The 19,766-nt window shown below is 71.1% G+C and carries 15 protein-coding genes; 8 read left to right on the plus strand and 7 right to left on the minus strand.

Going from position 1 to position 19,766, the window contains the following annotated elements:
* Window positions 1-104: 104 nt before the first annotated feature.
* The 5 genes from ACLVWQ_RS12415 to ACLVWQ_RS12435 are packed head-to-tail and all read right to left on the minus strand — an operon-like array spanning window position 105 to window position 5,736.
* Window positions 105-1,415 carry a DUF58 domain-containing protein gene (locus tag ACLVWQ_RS12415; RefSeq protein ID WP_414108486.1) on the minus strand — a complete coding sequence of 437 codons (1,311 nt, stop codon included), beginning with the start codon at window positions 1,413-1,415 and terminating at the stop codon, window positions 105-107.
* A complete protein-coding gene (locus ACLVWQ_RS12420; protein ID WP_414108500.1) occupies window positions 1,415-2,404 on the minus strand; it encodes an AAA family ATPase in 990 nt (329 codons plus the stop codon). The genes ACLVWQ_RS12415 and ACLVWQ_RS12420 overlap by 1 nt, the downstream gene beginning before the upstream one ends.
* Entirely contained in the window at window positions 2,404-3,639 is a 1,236-nt protein-coding gene (locus ACLVWQ_RS12425) for a DUF4350 domain-containing protein (RefSeq protein ID WP_414108488.1), read from the minus strand. Before ACLVWQ_RS12425 ends, ACLVWQ_RS12420 begins: the two co-directional genes overlap by 1 nt.
* The gene (locus ACLVWQ_RS12430) at window positions 3,636-4,358 is read right to left on the minus strand and encodes a DUF4129 domain-containing protein (protein ID WP_414108489.1); all 723 of its coding nucleotides are present in this window, start codon (window positions 4,356-4,358) and stop codon (window positions 3,636-3,638) included. Before ACLVWQ_RS12430 ends, ACLVWQ_RS12425 begins: the two co-directional genes overlap by 4 nt.
* A gap of 4 nt (window positions 4,359-4,362) precedes the next feature.
* Window positions 4,363-5,736, minus strand: a complete 1,374-nt coding sequence (locus ACLVWQ_RS12435; protein ID WP_414108490.1) for a hypothetical protein — start codon at window positions 5,734-5,736, stop codon at window positions 4,363-4,365.
* A gap of 141 nt (window positions 5,737-5,877) precedes the next feature.
* Here ACLVWQ_RS12435 and mtnA point away from each other — a divergent pair, with 141 nt between their 5' ends.
* The 7 genes from mtnA to ACLVWQ_RS12470 all read left to right on the plus strand — a co-directional run bounded on the left by mtnA (window position 5,878) and on the right by ACLVWQ_RS12470 (window position 14,620).
* Window positions 5,878-7,023 (plus strand): S-methyl-5-thioribose-1-phosphate isomerase, encoded by a 1,146-nt coding sequence (gene mtnA / locus ACLVWQ_RS12440; protein WP_414108491.1) that lies wholly within the window; start codon window positions 5,878-5,880, stop codon window positions 7,021-7,023.
* An 8-nt stretch (window positions 7,024-7,031) separates the two neighbouring features.
* Window positions 7,032-7,721, plus strand: coding sequence for a two-component system response regulator MtrA (gene mtrA / locus ACLVWQ_RS12445; RefSeq protein ID WP_188114266.1), 690 nt, complete (start codon window positions 7,032-7,034; stop codon window positions 7,719-7,721).
* Between the two features lies 1 nt (window position 7,722).
* Window positions 7,723-9,855, plus strand: a complete 2,133-nt coding sequence (mtrB, locus tag ACLVWQ_RS12450; RefSeq protein WP_414108492.1) for an MtrAB system histidine kinase MtrB — start codon at window positions 7,723-7,725, stop codon at window positions 9,853-9,855.
* A complete protein-coding gene (locus ACLVWQ_RS12455; RefSeq protein ID WP_414108493.1) occupies window positions 9,845-11,707 on the plus strand; it encodes an LpqB family beta-propeller domain-containing protein in 1,863 nt (620 codons plus the stop codon). The genes mtrB and ACLVWQ_RS12455 overlap by 11 nt, the downstream gene beginning before the upstream one ends.
* Before the next feature lie 121 nt (window positions 11,708-11,828).
* Window positions 11,829-12,659: a ComF family protein gene (locus ACLVWQ_RS12460; protein WP_414108494.1), complete on the plus strand. Its 831-nt coding sequence runs from the start codon at window positions 11,829-11,831 to the stop codon at window positions 12,657-12,659.
* Between the two features lie 315 nt (window positions 12,660-12,974).
* Window positions 12,975-13,667 (plus strand): ribosome hibernation-promoting factor, HPF/YfiA family, encoded by a 693-nt coding sequence (gene hpf / locus ACLVWQ_RS12465; protein WP_414108495.1) that lies wholly within the window; start codon window positions 12,975-12,977, stop codon window positions 13,665-13,667.
* Window positions 13,668-13,873: 206 nt separating this feature from the next.
* Window positions 13,874-14,620: a response regulator gene (locus ACLVWQ_RS12470; protein ID WP_414108496.1), complete on the plus strand. Its 747-nt coding sequence runs from the start codon at window positions 13,874-13,876 to the stop codon at window positions 14,618-14,620.
* Window positions 14,621-14,654: 34 nt separating this feature from the next.
* Here the strand turns inward: ACLVWQ_RS12470 and ACLVWQ_RS12475 are convergent, their stop codons facing one another.
* Together ACLVWQ_RS12475 and ACLVWQ_RS12480 are read right to left on the minus strand one after the other, a co-directional pair.
* Window positions 14,655-15,857: a winged helix-turn-helix domain-containing protein gene (locus ACLVWQ_RS12475; RefSeq protein ID WP_414108497.1), complete on the minus strand. Its 1,203-nt coding sequence runs from the start codon at window positions 15,855-15,857 to the stop codon at window positions 14,655-14,657.
* A gap of 78 nt (window positions 15,858-15,935) precedes the next feature.
* Window positions 15,936-16,514: a GNAT family N-acetyltransferase gene (locus tag ACLVWQ_RS12480; RefSeq protein WP_414108498.1), complete on the minus strand. Its 579-nt coding sequence runs from the start codon at window positions 16,512-16,514 to the stop codon at window positions 15,936-15,938.
* Between the two features lie 270 nt (window positions 16,515-16,784).
* On the opposite strand from ACLVWQ_RS12480, the gene secA reads away from it, so the two are divergent.
* Complete coding sequence (gene secA / locus ACLVWQ_RS12485) at window positions 16,785-19,604, plus strand: preprotein translocase subunit SecA (RefSeq protein ID WP_414108499.1); 2,820 nt, start codon at window positions 16,785-16,787, stop codon at window positions 19,602-19,604.
* The last annotated feature ends 162 nt before the right edge of the window (window positions 19,605-19,766 follow it).

The raw sequence follows: 19,766 nt of genomic DNA on the forward strand, positions 1-19,766 counted from the left end.
ATTATTGTGAGAGAGCCCCCGCACTTCGGTGCGGGGGCTTTTTTGCGTTCCCGTGCAGACCCCCTACCCGCGAAGACTCCTTTCCACCGGTGATCCGGTGTGGGTCAGAGACGGCCTGCCGCCTTGAGAGCGAGATACGCGTCCGCGAGAGCCGGCGGCAGATCGTCCGGCGTCGCGTCGACGACAGTGACACCGTGTCGGGTCAGCTGCTCGGCGGTGCGGTGACGTTCCGTCTGGGCCTGCGCCGCCGCCGCGGCCTCGTACACGGACTCGGTGCTGCCCCGTGCCGTGGCCATGCGCTCGATGTGCGGGTCGGAGACCGAGGCGACGAGGACCGTGTGGCGCTGGGTGAGGCGGGAGAGTACCGGAAGCAGGCCCTCCTCGATGGGGGCCGCGTCCAGGGTCGTGAGGAGCACGATCAGTGAGCGGCGGGGCGCTGTGCGGAGCGCGGTGGAGGTGAGGCCGCGGGCGTCCGTCTCGACGAGTTCCGGCTCCAGGTGTGCCATGGCGTTGACCAGGGAGGGAAGGACATCGCCCGCGGCTCGTCCCTGTACCAGCGCGCGTACCCGGCGGTCGTAGGCGAGGAGGTCCACCCGGTCGCCGGCGCGGGACGCGAGGGCCGCCAGGAGCAGGGCCGCGTCCATGGAGGCGTCGAGGCGGGGAGCGTCTCCGACGCGGCCCGCGGCGGTGCGGCCCGTGTCCAGGATCAGGAGGATGTGCCGGTCGCGTTCGGGACGCCAGGTGCGTACCGCGACCTTCGGCCGGCGGGCGGTGGTGCGCCAGTCGATCGAGCGGGTGTCGTCGCCCGGAACGTAGTCGCGCAGGCTGTCGAACTCGGTTCCCTCACCGCGGGTCAGAACGCTGGTGCGGCCGTCGAGTTCGCGCAGCCGGGCCAGTTTCGACGGCAGGTGCTTGCGGCTGGTGAAAGGCGGCAGGACGCGTACCGTCCACGGGACCTTGTGGTTGCCCTGGCGGGCGAAGAGGCCCAAGGGACCGTACGAGCGGATGGTGACCCGGTCGGCCTGGCGGTCGCCGCGGCGGGTGGGGCGCAGGCGGGTCGTCACACGGCGGCGTTCGCCCGGCGGGACCGTCACCTGGTGGCGGGACGCGGTGACTTCCGCGCCGGGCTGCCAGCTGCTCGGGGGCCAGGCGTCACGGATGCGGGCGCGCAGGGGGCGGCTCGACGTGTTGGTGACGGTGAGGGTGACGTCGGCGGTTTCCCCGAGGCGTACCGAGGTGGCGCCGGAGCGGGTCAGACCGAGCCGGCGTACCGGTGCCGCCAGGGCGAAGTCGCAGGCGCAGGCGAGGGCCAGCGGGGCGTTGACGGCGAGGATGCCTGTCCAGCCGGGCTCCCAGAGGCCCACGGGGAGGGTGCCGAGAGCCGCGAGGAGGGCGGCGCGGCCGGTGAGGGCCATCAGCGGGGTACGGGGACGTGGGAGAGGATCGCGTTGATGACCGAGTCGGCCGTCACGCCCTCCATCTCGGCCTCCGGGCGGAGCTGTACGCGGTGGCGCAGCGTCGGCAGCGCGAGGGCCTTCACGTCGTCGGGGATGACGTAGTCGCGGCCGGTCAGCCAGGCCCAGGCGCGGGCCGTGGCGAGGAGCGCCGTCGCGCCCCGGGGTGAGACGCCGAGGATGAGGGACGGCGAGTCGCGGGTGGCGCGGCAGATGTCCACCACGTAGCCGGTGATCTCGGGGGAGACCGCGGTCTTGGCGACGGCCGCGCGGGCCGCTTCGAGGTCTGCCGGACCCGCCACGGGGCGTACGCCGGCGGCGCGCAGGTCGCGGGGGTTGAAGCCCTCCGTGTGCCGGGTGAGGACGTCGATCTCGTCCTCGCGGGAGGGGAGAGGGATCGTCAGTTTGAGGAGGAAGCGGTCCAGTTGGGCTTCCGGGAGGGGGTACGTGCCCTCGTACTCGACCGGGTTCTGTGTCGCGGCGACCAGGAACGGCTCGGGGAGCGGGCGTGCCGTGCCGTCGACCGTGACCTGGCGTTCCTCCATCGCTTCGAGGAGCGAGGACTGGGTCTTGGGCGGGGTGCGGTTGATCTCGTCGGCGAGCAGGAGGTTCGTGAAGACCGGGCCGGGCTGGAAGGAGAACTCCGCGGTGCGGGCGTCGTAGACGAGGGAGCCCGTGATGTCGCTGGGCATCAGGTCGGGGGTGAACTGGACGCGCTTCGTGTCGAGTTCCAGCGCGGCGGCGAGGGCCCGCACGAGGAGTGTCTTGGCGACTCCGGGCACTCCTTCGAGGAGTACGTGTCCGCGGCACAGGAGGGCGACGACGAGGCCGGTCACGGCGGGGTCCTGGCCGACCACGGCTTTGGCGATCTCGGCGCGCAGGGCTTCCAGGGAGTCGCGGGCTGAGCCCTGATTCCCGGTGCTCCCGGCGTTGTCAGTGGTCGGGTCCATCATGGACGGCGTACCTCTCTTTCGAGGGCGTCGAGTTGGTCGGCGAGATCGATGAGGGCCGCGTCGTCGCGGGGCGGCGGCCCGAAGAGGAGGGCGTGCAGGGACTGTCCTTCCCGGTGGAGCCGGGCGGACAGAGCGGGGAGCAGGGCTTCGGGCGCGTGCGCCTGAGCGGGGGAGACACCGACGAGGGGGGCGAGGCGGGTCCGGGTGGTGGAGCGCAGGGCGCCGGCCGCGCGGTCGCGGGCGTTGGACTTGCGGTAGAGGCGGGCGCGGCCTTCGACGGTCTCGGAGGCGCGGATCGCGACGGGGAGCCGTTCGGGGACGAGCGGGCCGAGGCGGCGGGCGCGCCAGAGGGCGGCGAGCACCGCGGCGATGAAGAGCTGCAGCGTGCCCCAGAGCCAGCCGGAGGGGATCAGGTCGAGGAAGCTCCGGTCACCCGCCTCGGTGGCCGAGTCGTCGGAGAGCGAGGGGAGGTACCAGACCACATGGGGGCGGGAGCCGAGGAGCTGGAGGGCGAGGGAGGCGTTGCCCTGCTCGTCGAGGCGGTCGTTCTGAAGGATGTCGGGCGCGCCGAGTACGACGGTGTCGCCGTTCCCTTGGGATGCCGGCACGCGCAGCAGGGTGGCCAGGCCGTCGCTGGGGTAGCAGGAGTCGGCGCCGGGCGCGTTCGTCGAGTAGCGCATGCCGCCCGTGTCGGCGGTGCCCGCTCGGCGGGCCGCGGACAGGGTGCAGCCGGGCCGGAGCGCGGAGTCGAAGCTGGGGGTGGGGTCCGCCGTCACGCCGGGCGCGAGGGCGCCGACGGACGGGGTGCCGGGGGCCACGAGGACGGTGCGCCCGCCGGAGCTCCCGAACGCGGCGTGGAGGCGTCCCTGTTGACGGTCGGTCAACAGGTCGGGGCCGGTGATCAGGAGTGTCGTGTCGGGGCCGGCCGCGCGGCCCGCCTCCGCCAGGGTGGTCACCACGCGCGTGGACACGCCCTGGTCGGCGAGGAGTTCGGCGACGGCGCGGCTGCCGGCGGGGTCGGCGGAGCGCGGGTCGAGGCTGCCGTGCCGGGCGCCGGAGCGTACGACGGCGATGACGACGGCGGCGGTCAGCAGGATCACGAGGGCGAGCAGGATCCCGCGCGAGCGGGTCCACACCTGACGGACGGTGGGCGAGTCCGACGTGGACGGCGGCGCGGGGGAGGGTGCCGAGGAGGGCGCCGGGCTGGAGGGCAGGGTGGCCTCGGAGGTCATCGGGCTGCCCCCTGGTGGGCGCTGTGGTTCGTGTCGGCGGCGCTGCTCGTGAGGACCGGCCTGGCGCGTTCCAGGTCGCGGTCCAGCTGCGCGAGGCGGTGGTACGTCTCCGGGTCCGCCGACCGTCCGCCGTACGTCACGTCGTCGAAGTCCCGTGCCGCGGCGCGCAGCCGCTCCGTGTGGGCCGGGAGTGTGCGGCCTGCTTCCGCGGCGGCCTCGTCGGCGGTGCGCCCGGGGCGGGGGTCGAGCAGCGCGCGTTCCTCCAGGGAGCGCACGACGGCGCGCATGCGTTCCTGGACGGCCTGGTTCCAGTGGCTTTGGGCGGCCTGTGCCTCGGCGGCCGCGCGGTGCTCGGCGGCGCTGCGCGGCCGGTCGTCGAAGAGCGGGGCCGCGGACGAGGGGCCGCGGCGGGGGGAGCCGAGTCGCCACCAGAGGGCGCCCAGGAGTGCCACGGCCGCCAGGACGACGACCAGGAGGCCGAGTCCGCCTCCCGGGGTCGCCGAGGAGGCGGCGCCGAGCAGTTTGTCGACCCACTCCCAGAAGGCGTTCAGGGCCCTTCGGAGCAGGCTGGGGTCGTTCTCGTGGTACATCCGCTTCGACAGCTCGTGCCGGGCGGCCTCCCGCGCGGGGTCGCGCGGGACGGTCACCGGCGGTTCGCCGTCGCCGCGTGACTGCGCCAGTGCCAGTGCCGTACTGAGAACTCCCCCCGCCGGACTCACTCCGTCAGCTCCCCGCGGTGGAGCCGGGGGCGCCCGGTCCGTAGTCCTGGACGCCGGCCGCGCGGGCCAGGTCGAGGTCGAGGGCCTCGCGGCGGATGCGCTGGTCGATGTAGAGGAGCACACCGACACCGGCGGTGATCGGGAAGGTGAGCATGGAGCCGATCACCGAGCCGACGCCACTGACGATGAGGAACGTCCAGCCGAGGTCGCCGCCGCCGGTGTCGAGCAGCCCGCTGATGCCGTCGCCGCCGAGCGCGGAGGCGAGTACGGCGAACGGGATCACGATGATCGACGCGAGGATGTTCGCGATGATCGTGGCGAGGAGCTGGATGCCGAAGACCCGCCACCAGGAGCCGCGGACCAGCTTCGCGGAGCGGCTCAGCGACTTCAGGACGCCCTGCTTCTCCAGCATCAGCGCCGGCGAGGCCAGGGAGAGGCGGATCATCGCCCAGAGGGCGACGAAGGCCGCGGCCAGGCCGCCGAGGGCGGCGAGCGCGACACCGCCGTCGCCGCCGCCCGCGAGGCCGACGAGGACGCCGGGCAGGATGCCCACGGCGGTGATCGCGACCGCGATGAGCGGCAGCAGGAAGGTCAGGCCGAAGAGCCTGAGCAGCTGGGGCCGGGCGTCGCGCCAGGCCTCGGCGGTGGTCACCGGCTTGCCGAGGACGGCACGGCTGGTCACGGTCGTGAGCAGGGCCGTCGCGACGATGGTGCCCAGCAGGGTGATGAGCAGGATGACACCGGAGCTCAGCAGGGTGTCGCCCAGGGCGCGGGTCAGTTCCCCGGCGGTGGCGTCGGGGTCCTCGAGGACGTCCGCGCTGCCGCTGTCGTCCAGCAGGAAGCCCTGGAGGAGGATCACCACGATCTGGGTGACGACCGCGACGGTCAGCGAGATGCCGAGGACCGTGCGCCAGTGCGTACGCATCGTCGACACCGCGCCGTCGAGGATCTCACCGACGCCGAGCGGGCGGAGCGGGATCACGCCGGGCTTGGCCGCGGGCGGCGGACCGCCCCAGCCGCTTCCCCAGCCTGGGTGGCCGCCAGGGCCCTGCCCGTAGCCGCCGCCGTATCCGCCCGGACCGCCGGGGCCGGGGGGAGGCGGGCCGCCCCAGCCGGGGCCGGGCGGGGGTGGCGGGGCCTGGGGCGGGGCGCCCTGCGGGCCGCCCGGCGAGGGCCACTGGGCGGGCGGAGGCTGCTCCTTGGACCACTTCGGGCCCGGACCGGACGGGGTGGAGCCCGGCTGAGCCGGCTCTCCCGAGGGGTGCGGTGGGCCGGGCCGGTCGGTGGGCCGGGCAGGGGCGGAAGGCGTCGGCTCCTGTCCGTTCTGCCCGTCGGAGGGGGCAGATCCGGGCGATGCCCAGCCCGGAGTGTCGTTCATCGTCGCTCCTTCACGGTGCCCGTCCGCGGTCGCGGCGGCAGGTTGGCAGCCCATCGTGTCACGGTGCGGCCGGGAAGTGACCGGGTGCCGTATGGGCTGCACACCTTCAATTGTCCGCCTCGTACGGGGCAGACTGGGCGGATGGCTGATCAGTACGCGCAGTTCCGCGAGGACAACCGGCCCCCCGAGATACCCGCGATCCGATGGGACGAGCCGCCGGAGGGACCCGTGCTGGTCCTCCTCGACCAGACGCGGCTGCCCGCCGAGGAGGTCGAGCTGGTGTGCACGGACGCGCCCGCACTGGTGGACGCGATCCGGTCGCTCGCGGTGCGCGGGGCGCCGCTGCTCGGTATCGCCGGGGCGTACGGGGTCGCTCTCGCCGCCGCCCGGGGGTTCGACGTGGACGAGGCCGCGGCCTCGCTGGCGGGTGCGCGGCCCACCGCGGTGAACCTCTCGTACGGGGTGCGCCGGGCGCAGGAGGCCCATCTGGCCGCCCTGCGGGCCGGGGGCGGCCAGGAGCAGGCAGCGGCGGCCGCGCTGGCCGCCGCGCGGGCACTCCACCTGGAAGACGCCGAGGCCAGCGGGCGTATGGCCGTGCACGGTCTGACGCTTCTCGACGAGTTGCTGCCGGGGGGAAACCACCGGATTCTCACGCACTGCAACACCGGCGCGCTGGTGTCCGGCGGGGAGGGGACGGCGTTCGCCGTGGCGCTCGCGGCGCACCGCGCGGGGCGGCTGCGCAGGCTCTGGGTGGACGAGACACGCCCGTTGCTGCAGGGTGCTCGCCTGACCTCGTATGAGGCGGCGCGCGCCCAAATGGCGTACACCTTGCTCACGGACAACGCTGCCGGGTCATTGTTCTCGGCGGGAGAGGTGGATGCGGTGCTCATCGGAGCGGACCGGATTGCCGCCGACGGTTCGGTGGCGAACAAGGTGGGGAGCTATCCGCTCGCGGTGCTGGCCAGGTACCACCACGTGCCGTTCATCGTGGTGGCGCCGTTGACGACGGTGGACCCGGCCACTCCGAACGGAGCATCGATCGAGGTCGAGCAGCGTGCCAGTCATGAAGTGACCGAGATCACAGCACCGCTGGTGCCCGTGGCGGGAGTCGAAGCGGGAGGCGGGATACCGGTGGCACCTCTGGGGACCCAGGCGTACAACCCGGCTTTCGACGTGACGCCGCCCGAGTTGGTGACGGCGATCGTCACCGAGGAGGGCGTCGTGTCGCCCGTCACGACCGAGGCGCTCGCGGAGCTGTGTGACAGGTCACGCCAGGTAACGATTTAGTTAATGGGATGATGTCGTTTATGAAGGGACGAGTCCTTGTCGTCGATGACGACACCGCACTGGCCGAGATGCTCGGCATTGTGTTGCGTGGTGAAGGTTTTGAGCCGTCTTTCGTAGCCGACGGCGACAAGGCGCTGGCCGCTTTCCGTGAGAGCAAGCCCGACCTGGTGCTCCTGGACCTGATGCTTCCCGGCCGGGACGGCATCGAGGTGTGCCGCCTGATCAGGGCGGAGTCCGGGGTACCGATCGTGATGCTCACCGCGAAGAGCGACACCGTCGATGTCGTGGTCGGCCTGGAGTCGGGAGCGGACGACTACATCGTCAAGCCGTTCAAGCCAAAGGAGCTGGTGGCCCGGATCCGGGCCAGGCTGCGCAGGTCCGAGGAACCGGCGCCCGAGCAGCTCGCGATCGGCGATCTTGTCATCGACGTGGCCGGTCACTCTGTGAAGCGGGACGGCGCCTCGATCGCGCTCACCCCGCTGGAGTTCGACCTGCTGGTGGCGCTGGCCCGCAAGCCGTGGCAGGTGTTCACGCGTGAGGTGCTCCTGGAGCAGGTGTGGGGCTACCGGCACGCGGCGGACACCCGTCTGGTGAACGTCCATGTGCAGCGGCTGCGTTCCAAGGTCGAGAAGGACCCGGAGCGGCCGGAGATCGTGGTGACCGTCCGTGGCGTCGGTTACAAGGCCGGACCGAGCTGACGTGTCCCGGGACAGTGCCGCTCCGGCGCCCGGCGAGCCGGGGGCTCGCCCGGGGCGGCCTGTCGGCCGGAAGATGACGGGCTCCCACTGGGGACGGCTCGTCGAGGGCGGGCTGCTCCAGGGCGGTGTCCAGGGCAGCCCGGTCCTGCGGCTCTTCATGCGCTGGGTGCGCCGTCCGCTGCTGCCGGTCATGCGGCTGTGGCGGCGCAACATCCAGCTCAAGGTCGTCGTCACGACCCTGCTGATGTCGCTGGGTGTGGTCCTGCTGCTGGGTTTCGTCGTGATCGGGCAGGTGCGCAACGGCCTGCTGGACGCCAAGGTGAAGGCCTCCCAGAGCCAGGCCACGGGCGGCTTCACGGTCGCCAAACAGGAGGCCGACAGCGCGAAGGGCACCGGCGGGGACGACCGCGCCGACCCGGGTGACAACCCCGTCCAGAACGTCAGCGGCTGGATGAGCTCCCTCGTCGAGTCGCTCTCCAGCGGCGGCCAGGGCGCGTTCAGCGTCGTGACCCTCGGCACCACCACCTCGGACAGCAGCAGGGGCCTCGGCCCGCGCGCCTCGGGTTATGTCGACCCGAGCCTCAGCGTGCCCCAGGACCTGCGCGAGCGGGTGGACGGCGGCCGGGGCGCGACCCAGAGCTATACGCGCATCGTCTACACCAACGGCCAGGAGTCCCAGCCGGCGCTGATCATCGGCATCCAGGTCAACGACCCCAAGGGCGACCCGTACCAGCTGTACTACCTCTTCCCGCTCACGCAGGAGGAGAAGTCGCTCAGCCTGGTCAAGGGGACGCTCGCGACGGCGGGTCTCTTCGTCGTGGTGCTGCTCGGAGCGATCGCGTGGCTCGTGGTGCGCCAGGTCGTCACGCCCGTACGGATGGCCGCCGGGATCGCCGAGCGGCTGTCCGCGGGACGCCTCCAGGAACGGATGAAGGTCACCGGCGAGGACGACATCGCGCGGCTCGGCGAAGCCTTCAACAAGATGGCGCAGAACCTCCAGCTGAAGATCCAGCAGCTGGAGGACCTGTCGCGGATGCAGCGCAGGTTCGTGTCCGACGTGTCGCACGAGCTGCGTACGCCGTTGACGACGGTCCGGATGGCGGCCGACGTCATCCACGACGCGCGCGTGGACTTCGATCCGATGACCGCCAGGTCGGCCGAGCTGCTCGCCGACCAGCTGGACCGGTTCGAGACGCTCCTCGCGGATCTGCTGGAGATCAGCCGCTTCGACGCGGGCGCGGCGGCCCTGGAGGCCGAGCCGATAGACCTGCGGGAGGTCGTCCGCAGGGTGATCAGCGGGGCCGAGCCGCTCGCCGAGCGCAAGGGCACCCGCATACGCGTCGTGGGGGACCAGCAGCCCGTGGTCGCCGAGGCGGACACCCGGCGGGTGGAGCGGGTGCTGCGCAACCTCGTGGTCAACTCCGTGGAGCACGGCGAGGGCAAGGACGTCGTGGTCAAGCTCGCGTCCGCGGGCGGAGCGGTCGCCATCGCGGTGCGCGACTACGGAGTGGGGCTCAAGCCCGGTGAGGCGACCCGGGTGTTCAGCCGCTTCTGGCGGGCCGACCCGGCACGCGCGCGCACCACCGGCGGTACGGGCCTGGGCCTGTCCATCGCCCTGGAGGACGCGCGGCTGCACGGCGGCTGGCTGCAGGCGTGGGGCGAACCGGGCGGTGGCTCGCAGTTCCGGCTGACGCTGCCGCGGACGGCGGACGAGCCGCTGCGGGGCTCGCCGATACCGCTGGAGCCCAAGGACTCGCGGCGCAACCGCGGCCTGAACGACGCGGGGCTGCCGCTCGGCGGCACCCAGAAACTGGCCACCGTACCGGCGCAGCCCGCCGGGGAGCGGGCGGTGCCGCCGATGCCGGCGCGCGCCCCCAGGGTGGCGGGAGCGGTGGACCCGGCGGCGCTGCCCGGCAGCGGCGCGCGTGTGGTGCCGCGACCCACGGCGGAGACCCGCGGCCCGGCCGCGACGCAGGAAGAGGCACCGGAAGCGATCTCGGAAGAGATGTCCGACGCGACAGCGGACGCGGTGCCGGAACAGGCTTCGGTTCCACCGTCGGAGTCGCCGTCGGAACCGCCGTCGGGGTCGCCGTCGGAACAGGTGAAGCATGAGGAGGGGTCTCGTGGGCGCTGACCGCGATCGGGGCGGCCGTCGGCGTCCGGTACGCACGGCGGTGTACGCGGTCTGCGGGACCGTACTGCTGGCCGGGTGCGCGTCGATGCCGGACGGCGGGGACCTGCGGGACGTCGAGGCCTCCCAGCGGCCGGACGCGCAGGTCAGGGTCTTCGCGATGCCACCCCGGGAGAACGCGCAGCCGGAGGAGATAGTCCAGGGTTTCCTCGAAGCGCTGACCAGCGACGACCCGGAGTTCGAGACGGCCCGCAAGTACCTGACCGACAAGGCGTCGCAGGAGTGGCGTCCGAACGAGTCGACGACGGTGCTCGCGGACGGCCCGAACACCGCGGCGCAGCACAGCGGCAGCCGGGAGGCGACCGGTGACTACGCCTACTCGCTGATCGGCACCAAGGTCGCCACGGTGGACTCGCAGTTCGCCTACAAGCCTGCCGAGGGGGCGTACAACGCGACCGTGCACCTCACGGAGCGGAAGGCCGCGGACGGCGCCAAGGAGTGGCGCATCGACGCCCCGCCGCCGGGCCTGGTGATGGGGATGTCCGACTTCCAGCGCAACTACGAGTCCGTCAACAAGTACTACTTCGCCTCGAACACCGAGGGCAGGACCGACGACCAGCTCGGCGCGGTCGCCGACCCCGTCTACGTACGGGAGCAGGTGGACCCGGTGACGCAGATGGTCCGCTCGGTCCTGAAGGGCCCGACGAGCTGGCTCAAGCCGGTGGTCAGGTCGAGCTTCCCCACCGGTACGGCGCTGAAGAAGGGCGTCAAGTCGCTGACGCCCGACGACCAGAACCGGCTGACGGTGCCGCTGAACGCCAGTGCCGACCGGGTCGGGCAGGCCGTGTGCACGGAGATGGCCGCCCAGATCCTGTTCACGCTCCAGGACCTGACGCCCACGGGCATCGACGAGGTGGAGCTGCAGCGTTCGGACGGTACGCAGTCGTGCGTGCTCAGCGGCGACCGGGCGGAGATCTACGTCGCGCACGGCCCGGCCAAGCGCGCCGAGTACGAGTACTTCATCGACGGCGAGAAGCGGCTGGTCCGGATACCGGGGGCCGGCAGCGAGCAGGAGCCCGAGCCGGTGCCCGGTGCGCTCGGCGACGGGGGCAAGGAACTGCGGGCGGCCGCGGTCTCGCGGGACGAGGACACCGCCGCCGGGGTGTCGGTCGACGGACGCTCGATGTACGTGGGGTCCCTCGCGTCGGGCGGCTCGCTCGGGGAGGCCGTGCTGCGCAGCAAGGCCACGTCCCCGGACGACGGCCTGACGACGCCCAGTTGGGACGCGAGCGGTGACCTGTGGGTGGCCGACCGCGACCCGAAGCGCTCCCGGCTGCTCCTGCTGTCGAAGGGCGCGGGCGACCCGCTGGTGGTCAGGACACCCGGCCTGGAGGGGCGGATCGAGGCGGTGCGGGTGGCCGCGGACGGGGTGCGGATCGCGCTGGTGGTGCGGGACGACGACCGCACGACCCTGCTCATGGGGCGGATCGAACGCGCGGACGCGCGGGGTGCGGGCGACGCGAGCGGGAAGGGCGCCGTCGCGATCCGTGAACTGCGGGCCGTGGCACCGCAGCTGGAGGAGGTCACGGCCATGTCCTGGGCGGGCGACAGCCGCCTGGTCGTGGTCGGGCGCGAGGCCCGTGGCGTGCAGCAGATCCAGTACGTCCAGGTCGACGGGTCCACGCCGGTCGGCCCGGCTCCGTCCGCGCTCACCGGGGTGAAGGAGATCGCCGCCTCCGAGGACGAACGGCTGCCGCTGGTCGCGCACTCGGAGGACGGGATCGTGCGGCTGTCGACGGGTTCGCAGTGGCAGACCGTGGTGGAGACGGGGATGGCGCCGGTCTATCCGGGATGAGTCCCGAGCCGCGCCGGTGTCTGCGGCTGTGTGCGCGCCGGTGTGTGCGGTGGCGAGTTGTCCACAGGTAGTTGTCCACAGGGCTGGTCCCGGTGCTCGGGGATTTGGCACAGTGGTGGGCATGCGGGGGTGGTGGCAGGACCTCACCGACCTGGTGCTTCCGGCCGAGTGCGGAGGCTGTGGACGGCCTCGCACGGTGCTCTGCCCACAGTGCCGTGCCGCCCTGACGGGGGACGTACCGCGCCGGGTGCGACCGGAGCCTGAGCCGCCGGGACTGCCGGTGGTGCACGCGGCGGCTCCGTACGAGGACCGGGTGCGGGCGGCGCTCCTCGCCCACAAGGAACGGGGGGCGTTGGCGCTCGCCGGGCCGCTCGGCGTGGCCCTGGCGGGGGCCGTGCGTGCGGGGCTCGGCGCTGGTGGACGTCCCGTGCTGCTGGTTCCCGTGCCGTCGGCGCGGTGGGCCGTGCGGGCGCGGGGGCACGACCCCGTGCGGCGGATCGCGTTCGCCGCGGCGGCCGAGCTGCGGCGCACCGGGACGCCGGCCCGGGTGCTGGCCCTCCTGCGGCAACGGCGTGCCGTGGCCGACCAGTCGGGGCTCGACGCGCGTCAGCGGCTGGACAATCTCGCCGGTGCCCTGGAGGCGGCTCCCGGGGGAGTACGGCTGCTGGGCAGCGGCGGCGGACGGATCGTGCTCGTCGACGATCTGATGACGACGGGCGCCTCCTTGGCCGAGGCGGCGCGGGCCCTGAGGGCCGTTCTCCCGGAAAAGGGCGGATTCTACGGCCGGGTAACAACCAGAACGACGGAAGAAGCGGCGGGACGGGCACCGATGACAGGTGTAGACCGGCAAGCAGCGGTCAGGGAAAAGAAGGGCGCGAACAGCACGGAAGACCGGGTTGTCGCGGCAGTGATCGCGACATCTCCAGTTTCTTTCGAAATAAACCGGAACTGACAGCGGACTTGCGTCGTTGCAGGTAGTAAGAGGTTCCATTCACTTCAATGGAGGTACACGGCAGTAGAGGGTGACGACATCCGTCCAGGCGAGATATGTTCGGTTGTGAGGGAATGGCGGTCGCCGTCCCTTGCATATCGGAATGCCGCGCCGTGGGTTTTCCTCATTCACCCGGGACGGTGGGGTGGAGATCTTGCCCGCGGGGGAGGAGGAGGTGGAAGTCACCGAGTCCGAGGCTCCGGAACGCGCTGGAGCCTGGTGCAAAAAGGAGATGCTCCGCCGTCGAAGCGGAGCGATCCGGGAACGGAGTTCTGCGTGGACATCGTCGTCAAGGGCCGCAAGACCGAGGTGCCCGAGCGGTTCCGCAAGCACGTGGCCGAGAAGCTGAAGCTGGAGAAGATCCAGAAGCTCGATGGCAAGGTGATCAGCCTGGACGTCGAGGTGTCCAAGGAGCTGAACCCCCGGCAGGCCGACCGCTCCGACCGAGTGGAGATCACACTTCACTCCCGCGGTCCGGTGATCCGGGCAGAGGCGGCGGCAAGCGATCCGTACGCGGCGCTGGACCTCGCGGCGGACAAGCTGGAGGCGCGGCTGCGCAAGCAGCACGACAAGCGCTACACCCGTCGCGGCGCCCGCAGGATCTCGGCCGCCGAGGTCGTCGACCACGTCCCGGACGCGGCGACGCTCGACGGGAACGGCAGTGTCGTCCACGACGAAGAGCCCGAGGACGTGCCGACCAAGAAGATCGGCTCCCTCGAGGTGAAGGGTGACGGCCCCCTCGTCGTCCGCGAGAAGACCCACGTCGCGTCCCCGATGTCGCTGGACCAGGCGCTCTACGAGATGGAACTGGTCGGGCACGACTTCTACTTGTTCGTCGACTCCGAGACCAAGGAACCGAGTGTCGTCTACCGGCGGCACGCGTACGACTACGGCGTCATCCACCTCAGCACGGACCCGATGGTCGCCGAGGCGCAGCAGGCCCCCGCAGGCGGGGCGCTCGGCGGCTGACCCCGCCCGGTGAGCGCTGAGCCGGTGCCCCTGGAGTGCCCGTGCGCCCCCAGGGGCACCGGTGTGCGACCCCTTCGTGCCCCGCTCTGTCATCCCGTTGTCGTCGGGGCATGAAATCATGGCCGTACCGGCCTCAACCGGTGTGCCGTCGCGCCGGGTTGGCGTCGGCACAGGAACACAGGCCACGGCCTTCAGGGGGAGGAACCATGGCGGACAGCTTCGGACCGATGCGTGACGAGGATGCCGACGACGGCGTCGTCGGCGTGGGCCCGGACACGGGCGCCCCGCGCAAGGAGCCCATTCGCGTCCTTGTCGTGGATGACCACGCCCTCTTCCGCCGCGGCCTGGAGATCGTGCTGGCCGCCGAGGAGGACATCCAGGTCGTCGGGGAGGCGGGGGACGGTGCCGAGGCGGTCGACAAGGCCGCCGATCTGCTGCCGGACATCGTGCTGATGGACGTACGGATGCCCAAGCGCGGCGGGATCGAGGCGTGCACGTCCATCAAGGAGGTCGCCCCCAGCGCGAAGATCATCATGCTGACGATCAGTGACGAGGAGGCCGACCTCTACGACGCGATCAAGGCGGGGGCCACGGGGTACCTCCTGAAGGAGATCTCCACGGACGAGGTGGCCACGGCCATTCGCGCGGTCGCGGACGGGCAGTCGCAGATCAGCCCCTCGATGGCCTCGAAGCTGCTCACCGAGTTCAAGTCGATGATCCAGCGCACGGACGAGCGGCGGCTGGTGCCGGCGCCTCGGCTCACCGATCGTGAGCTGGAGGTCCTGAAGCTGGTGGCGACCGGGATGAACAACCGGGACATCGCCAAGGAGTTGTTCATCTCCGAGAACACCGTGAAGAACCACGTGCGGAACATCCTGGAGAAGCTGCAGCTGCACTCCAGGATGGAGGCCGTGGTGTACGCGATGCGGGAGAAGATTCTCGAGATCCGGTAGGGGCGGCGTGAGTTACCCCTGAAAAGCCCGGACCCTAGCCCAGTCGTCCTGCCAGTTCCGCTGTGAGGGCGTCGCGCAGGGCCGGGGTGTTGGCTCTTTCCACGCGGATGTCCGTGCAGTTGACCCAGGTGGCTGCTTCCACGAGGGCCTGGGCCACCGCCGGGACGGACTTGGGGGTGTCCAGGGTGACCTGCTTGGCGATCAGGGTGGTGCCCTCGCGGGCCGGGTCGACGCGGCCGACGAGCTGTCCGCCGGCCAGTACCGGCATGGCGAAGTAGCCGTACACCCGCTTGGGCTTGGGGACGTAGGCCTCCAGGCGGTGGGTGAAGCCGAAGATCCGCTCCGTGCGCGCCCGGTCCCAGACCAGTGAGTCGAACGGGGACAGGAGCGTGGTGCGGTGCCGGCCGCGCGGGGTCGTCCCCAGCGCCGCGGGATCCGCCCAGGCCGGCTTGGACCAGCCCTCCACCGTGACCGGGACCAGGCCCGACTCCGCGATCACCGCGTCGACCTGCTCGCCCTTGAGGCGGTGGTAGTCGGCGATGTCCGCGCGGGTGCCGACGCCCAGGGACCGGCCCGCCAGCGCCACCAGGCGGCGCAGGCACTCCGCGTCGTCCAGCTCGTCGTGCAGCAGGGTGTCCGGGATCGCCCGCTCGGCGAGGTCGTACACCCGCTTCCAGCCGCGGCGCTCCGTGCACACCACCTCTCCGTACATCAGCGCGCGCTCGACGGCGACCTTCGTGCCCGACCAGTCCCACCACTCGCTGGTCTTCTTCGCGCCGCCCAAGTCGGTGGCCGTGAGCGGCCCCTCGGCCCGCAGCTGCTTGATGACCTGGTCGTACGTGCCGTCCGGCAGCGCGTGGTTCCAGTGCGGGCGGGCGCGGTAGGCGCGGCGGCGGAAGGCGAAGTGCGGCCACTCCTCGACGGGGAGGATGCAGGCCGCGTGCGACCAGTACTCGAAGGCGTGGGGCCGCGCCGGGCTCGTACCGGCCGGGGCCGGGGTCCAGTAGGCGTCGTCGACCGTTCTGCGGCCGACGGCGCCGAGGCGTGCGTACGGGATGAGTTCGTGGGAGCGGGCCAGGACGGAGATGGTGTCGAGCTGGACCGCGCCCAGATGTCGCAGCACGCCCCGGACGCCGCCCCTGCGGTCGGGGGCGCCGAGGAAGCCCTGCGCGCGCAGGGCGATCCGGCGGGCCTCGTCGGCGGAGAGTTCGGCGGTCGGGCGCGGCAGACTCGTCATGGTCCGCACGATAGGCGGTGCCACTGACAATCGCTTCCGACCTGGGCGTTCACGCGGACGGAGGGGGCGAGCGGACGGTCAGGCCGGCCGGGGAGCGGGCAGGTACGGCGTCGCCGACGGCAGCCCCAGGTCCGACGGGAGCAGGGAGCCGACCCAGCAGTCGCGGCGTACGCCCTTGTTGTTGACGCCGGCGCGGAGAGTCCCCTCCAGGGTGAATCCGGCGCGTTCGGCGACCGCGAGGGAGCCCGTGTTGCCCACCTCGGCCCGCCACTCGACGCGGTCCATGGCCCGTTGGGTGAACGCCCAGCGGGCGGCGGTGAGGGCGGCCTCGGTGATGTAGCCGTTGCCCCGGTGCTCCTTCGCCGCGCAGAAGCCGATCTCGCCGACGCCCAGGGAACGCATCGTGAGGGCGAGCATGCCGACGAGTTCACCGCTCACGGGCAGGAAGACACCGAAGGTGAACATCGAGCAGTCCGCCCAGCCGTCGGGCACCATCTGCTCGGTGAACGCCGTGGCGTGCTCCCGCAGATAGGGCGACGGGATCGTGGTCCAGCGCTGGATGTCGGGATCCTGGACGGCGTCGAAGACGGCGGCGGTGTCGTGCGCGCCCACCGTGCGCAGCAGGAGTCGTTCGGAGGTCAGGGTGACGGGGTCCATCGGCCGATTCTGCGCGGGCTTCGGTACGGAAGCCATCACTTTCGCTCTGAGTGAGGCCGTCGTCACCTTTCGTGGTGTCGGTGCGGCACCTTCCGCATCCTCCGCCCGTTGTCTCCATGGCTGTCACATGCAGACCTCCCGGCGCGGTGGGGTCCTCGCTTACGATGGCCGTTGCTCAAGCTGTGATGTGACTCTGTTGATTTGACTCTGTCATTGAACTGTCAGTGAAACCGACCGTCCCAGGCCCGACCGGCAAGGAGACAAACCCCCGTGTCCGTCCTCTCGAAGATCATGCGTGCAGGCGAAGGAAAGATCCTGCGCAAGCTGCACCGCATCGCGGACCAGGTCAACTCCATCGAAGAGGACTTCGTTGACCTCTCCGACGCCGAGCTGCGAGCCCTGACCGATGAGTACAAGCAGCGGTACGCCGACGGGGAGACCCTCGACGACCTGCTGCCCGAGGCGTTCGCCACCGTCCGCGAGGCCGCCAAGCGCGCCCTCGGCCAGCGCCACTACGACGTGCAGATCATGGGCGGCGCCGCCCTCCACCTCGGCTACGTCGCCGAGATGAAGACCGGTGAGGGCAAGACCCTGGTCGGCACGCTGCCCGCGTATCTGAACGCCCTCTCCGGAGACGGCGTCCACCTCATCACGGTCAACGACTACCTGGCCGAGCGCGACTCCGAGATGATGGGCCGCGTCCACAAGTTCCTGGGTCTGACCGTCGGCTGCATCCTGGCCAACATGACGCCGGCCCAGCGCCGCGAGCAGTACGGCTGCGACATCACGTACGGCACGAACAACGAATTCGGCTTCGACTACCTGCGCGACAACATGGCGTGGTCGCAGGACGAACTGGTGCAGCGCGGCCACAACTACGCGATCGTCGACGAGGTCGACTCGATCCTGGTCGACGAGGCCCGTACGCCGCTGATCATCTCCGGCCCCGCCGACCAGGCCACCAAGTGGTATGGCGACTTCGCCAAGCTCGTCACGCGCCTGAAGAAGGGCGAGGCGGGCAACACCCTCAAGGGCATCGAGGAGACCGGCGACTACGAGGTCGACGAGAAGAAGCGCACGGTCGCCATCCACGAGCCCGGTGTCGCCAAGGTCGAGGACTGGCTGGGCATCGACAACCTCTACGAGTCGGTGAACACGCCGCTGGTGGGCTACCTGAACAACGCCATCAAGGCCAAGGAGCTCTTCAAGAAGGACAAGGACTACGTCGTCATCGACGGCGAAGTCATGATCGTCGACGAGCACACCGGCCGTATCCTCGCCGGCCGCCGCTACAACGAGGGCATGCACCAGGCCATCGAGGCGAAGGAAGGGGTGGACATCAAGGACGAGAACCAGACCCTCGCCACGATCACCTTGCAGAACTTCTTCCGCCTCTACGGCAAGCTCTCCGGTATGACCGGTACGGCGATGACCGAGGCCGCCGAGTTCCACCAGATCTACAAGCTCGGTGTCGTCCCGATCCCGACCAACCGGCCCATGGTCCGCATGGACCAGTCGGACCTGATCTACCGCACCGAGGTCGCGAAGTTCGACGCGGTGGTCGACGACATCGCCGAGAAGCACGAGAAGGGCCAGCCGATCCTGGTCGGCACCACCTCGGTCGAGAAGTCCGAGTACCTCTCGCAGCAGCTCAGCAAGCGCGGCATCCAGCACGAGGTGCTGAACGCGAAGCAGCACGACCGCGAGGCGCCGATCATCGCCCAGGCCGGCCGCAAGGGCGCGGTCACCGTCGCCACGAACATGGCGGGCCGTGGTACGGACATCAAGCTCGGCGGCAACCCCGACGACCTCGCCGAGGCGGAGCTGCGCCAGCGCGGCCTCGACCCCGAGGAGCACATCGAGGAGTGGGCCTCGGCGCTGCCGGCCGCCCTGGAGCGGGCCGAGAAGGCCGTGCAGACCGAGTTCGAAGAGGTCAAGGACCTCGGCGGGCTGTACGTGCTGGGCACCGAGCGCCACGAGTCGCGCCGTATCGACAACCAGCTGCGCGGTCGTTCCGGCCGTCAGGGCGACCCGGGCGAGTCCCGCTTCTACCTGTCCCTGGGCGACGACCTGATGCGGCTCTTCAAGGCGCAGATGGTCGAGCGCGTCATGTCGATGGCGAACGTGCCGGACGACGTGCCGATCGAGAACAAGATGGTCACCCGTGCCATCGCCTCCGCGCAGTCGCAGGTCGAGACGCAGAACTTCGAGACCCGCAAGAACGTCCTCAAGTACGACGAGGTCCTCAACCGGCAGCGCGAGGTCATCTACGGCGAGCGGCGCCGCGTCCTGGAGGGCGAGGACCTGCAGGAGCAGATCCAGCACTTCATGAACGACACGATCGACGCGTACATCGACGCGGAGACCGCGGAGGGCTTCGCCGAGGAGTGGGACGTCGACCGGCTGTGGGGCGCCTTCAAGCAGCTCTACCCGGTGAAGGTGACCGTCGAGGAGCTGGAGGAGGCGGCCGGTGACCGTGCCGGTCTGACCGCCGAGTTCATCTCCGAGTCCATCAAGGACGACATCTACGAGCAGTACGCGGCCCGTGAGGAGCAGCTCGGCTCCGAGATCATGCGGGAGCTGGAGCGGCGGGTCGTGCTGTCGGTCCTGGACCGCAAGTGGCGCGAGCACCTCTACGAGATGGACTACCTCCAGGAGGGCATCGGCCTGCGGGCGATGGCGCAGAAGGACCCGCTGGTCGAGTACCAGCGCGAGGGCTTCGACATGTTCACCGCCATGATGGACGGCATCAAGGAGGAGTCCGTCGGCTACCTGTTCAACCTGGAGGTCCAGGTCGAGCAGCAGGTCGAGGAGGTTCCGGTCGAGGACGCGAAGCCGTCGCTCGACAAGCAGGACGCCGTTCCCGCGGGGGCGGCGGGGGCCTCTCGGCCGGAGATCCGGGCGAAGGGGCTCGACAGTCCGCAGCGGCCCGACCGGCTGCACTTCTCCGCGCCCACGGTCGACGGGGAGGGTGGGGTCGTCGAGGGTGACTTCGCCACGGACGAGGAGCCGGTGCGGTCGGAGTCGGACGGGCTTACTCGTGCGGAGCGGCGTAAGCAGCAGAAGGGTGGGCGGCGTCGCAAGAAGTGACGGTTCGCTCTGCGGGACGCGCGGTTTGTGAGGCCGGCTTTTGAGGGGCCGGGCACCTTTGAGGGGTGCCCGGCCCTTTGTGCTGTCCTTCGGCCTTTGGCCTCCGGCCTGGGGCAGGTGAGGGGGCGGCTGGTTGGGGTGGTGTCGTCGGGTGCGGGTGGG

Source organism: Streptomyces sp. CWNU-52B (assembly GCF_047444975.1).
GTDB lineage: Bacteria > Actinomycetota > Actinomycetes > Streptomycetales > Streptomycetaceae > Streptomyces.

Bases quoted from the DNA above. Each gene is read 5' to 3' on its own strand.
- ACLVWQ_RS12415 (WP_414108486.1), bottom strand. From the start codon at position 1,415: ATGGCCCTCACCGGCCGCGCCGCCCTCCTCGCGGCTCTCGGCACCCTC.
- ACLVWQ_RS12420 (WP_414108500.1), bottom strand. From the start codon at position 2,404: ATGGACCCGACCACTGACAACGCCGGGAGCACCGGGAATCAGGGCTCA.
- ACLVWQ_RS12425 (WP_414108488.1), bottom strand. From the start codon at position 3,639: ATGACCTCCGAGGCCACCCTGCCCTCCAGCCCGGCGCCCTCCTCGGCA.
- ACLVWQ_RS12435 (WP_414108490.1), bottom strand. From the start codon at position 5,736: ATGAACGACACTCCGGGCTGGGCATCGCCCGGATCTGCCCCCTCCGAC.
- mtnA (WP_414108491.1), top strand. From the start codon at position 5,878: ATGGCTGATCAGTACGCGCAGTTCCGCGAGGACAACCGGCCCCCCGAG.
- mtrA (WP_188114266.1), top strand. From the start codon at position 7,032: ATGATGTCGTTTATGAAGGGACGAGTCCTTGTCGTCGATGACGACACC.
- ACLVWQ_RS12460 (WP_414108494.1), top strand. From the start codon at position 11,829: ATGCGGGGGTGGTGGCAGGACCTCACCGACCTGGTGCTTCCGGCCGAG.
- ACLVWQ_RS12470 (WP_414108496.1), top strand. From the start codon at position 13,874: ATGGCGGACAGCTTCGGACCGATGCGTGACGAGGATGCCGACGACGGC.
- ACLVWQ_RS12475 (WP_414108497.1), bottom strand. From the start codon at position 15,857: ATGACGAGTCTGCCGCGCCCGACCGCCGAACTCTCCGCCGACGAGGCC.
- ACLVWQ_RS12480 (WP_414108498.1), bottom strand. From the start codon at position 16,514: ATGGACCCCGTCACCCTGACCTCCGAACGACTCCTGCTGCGCACGGTG.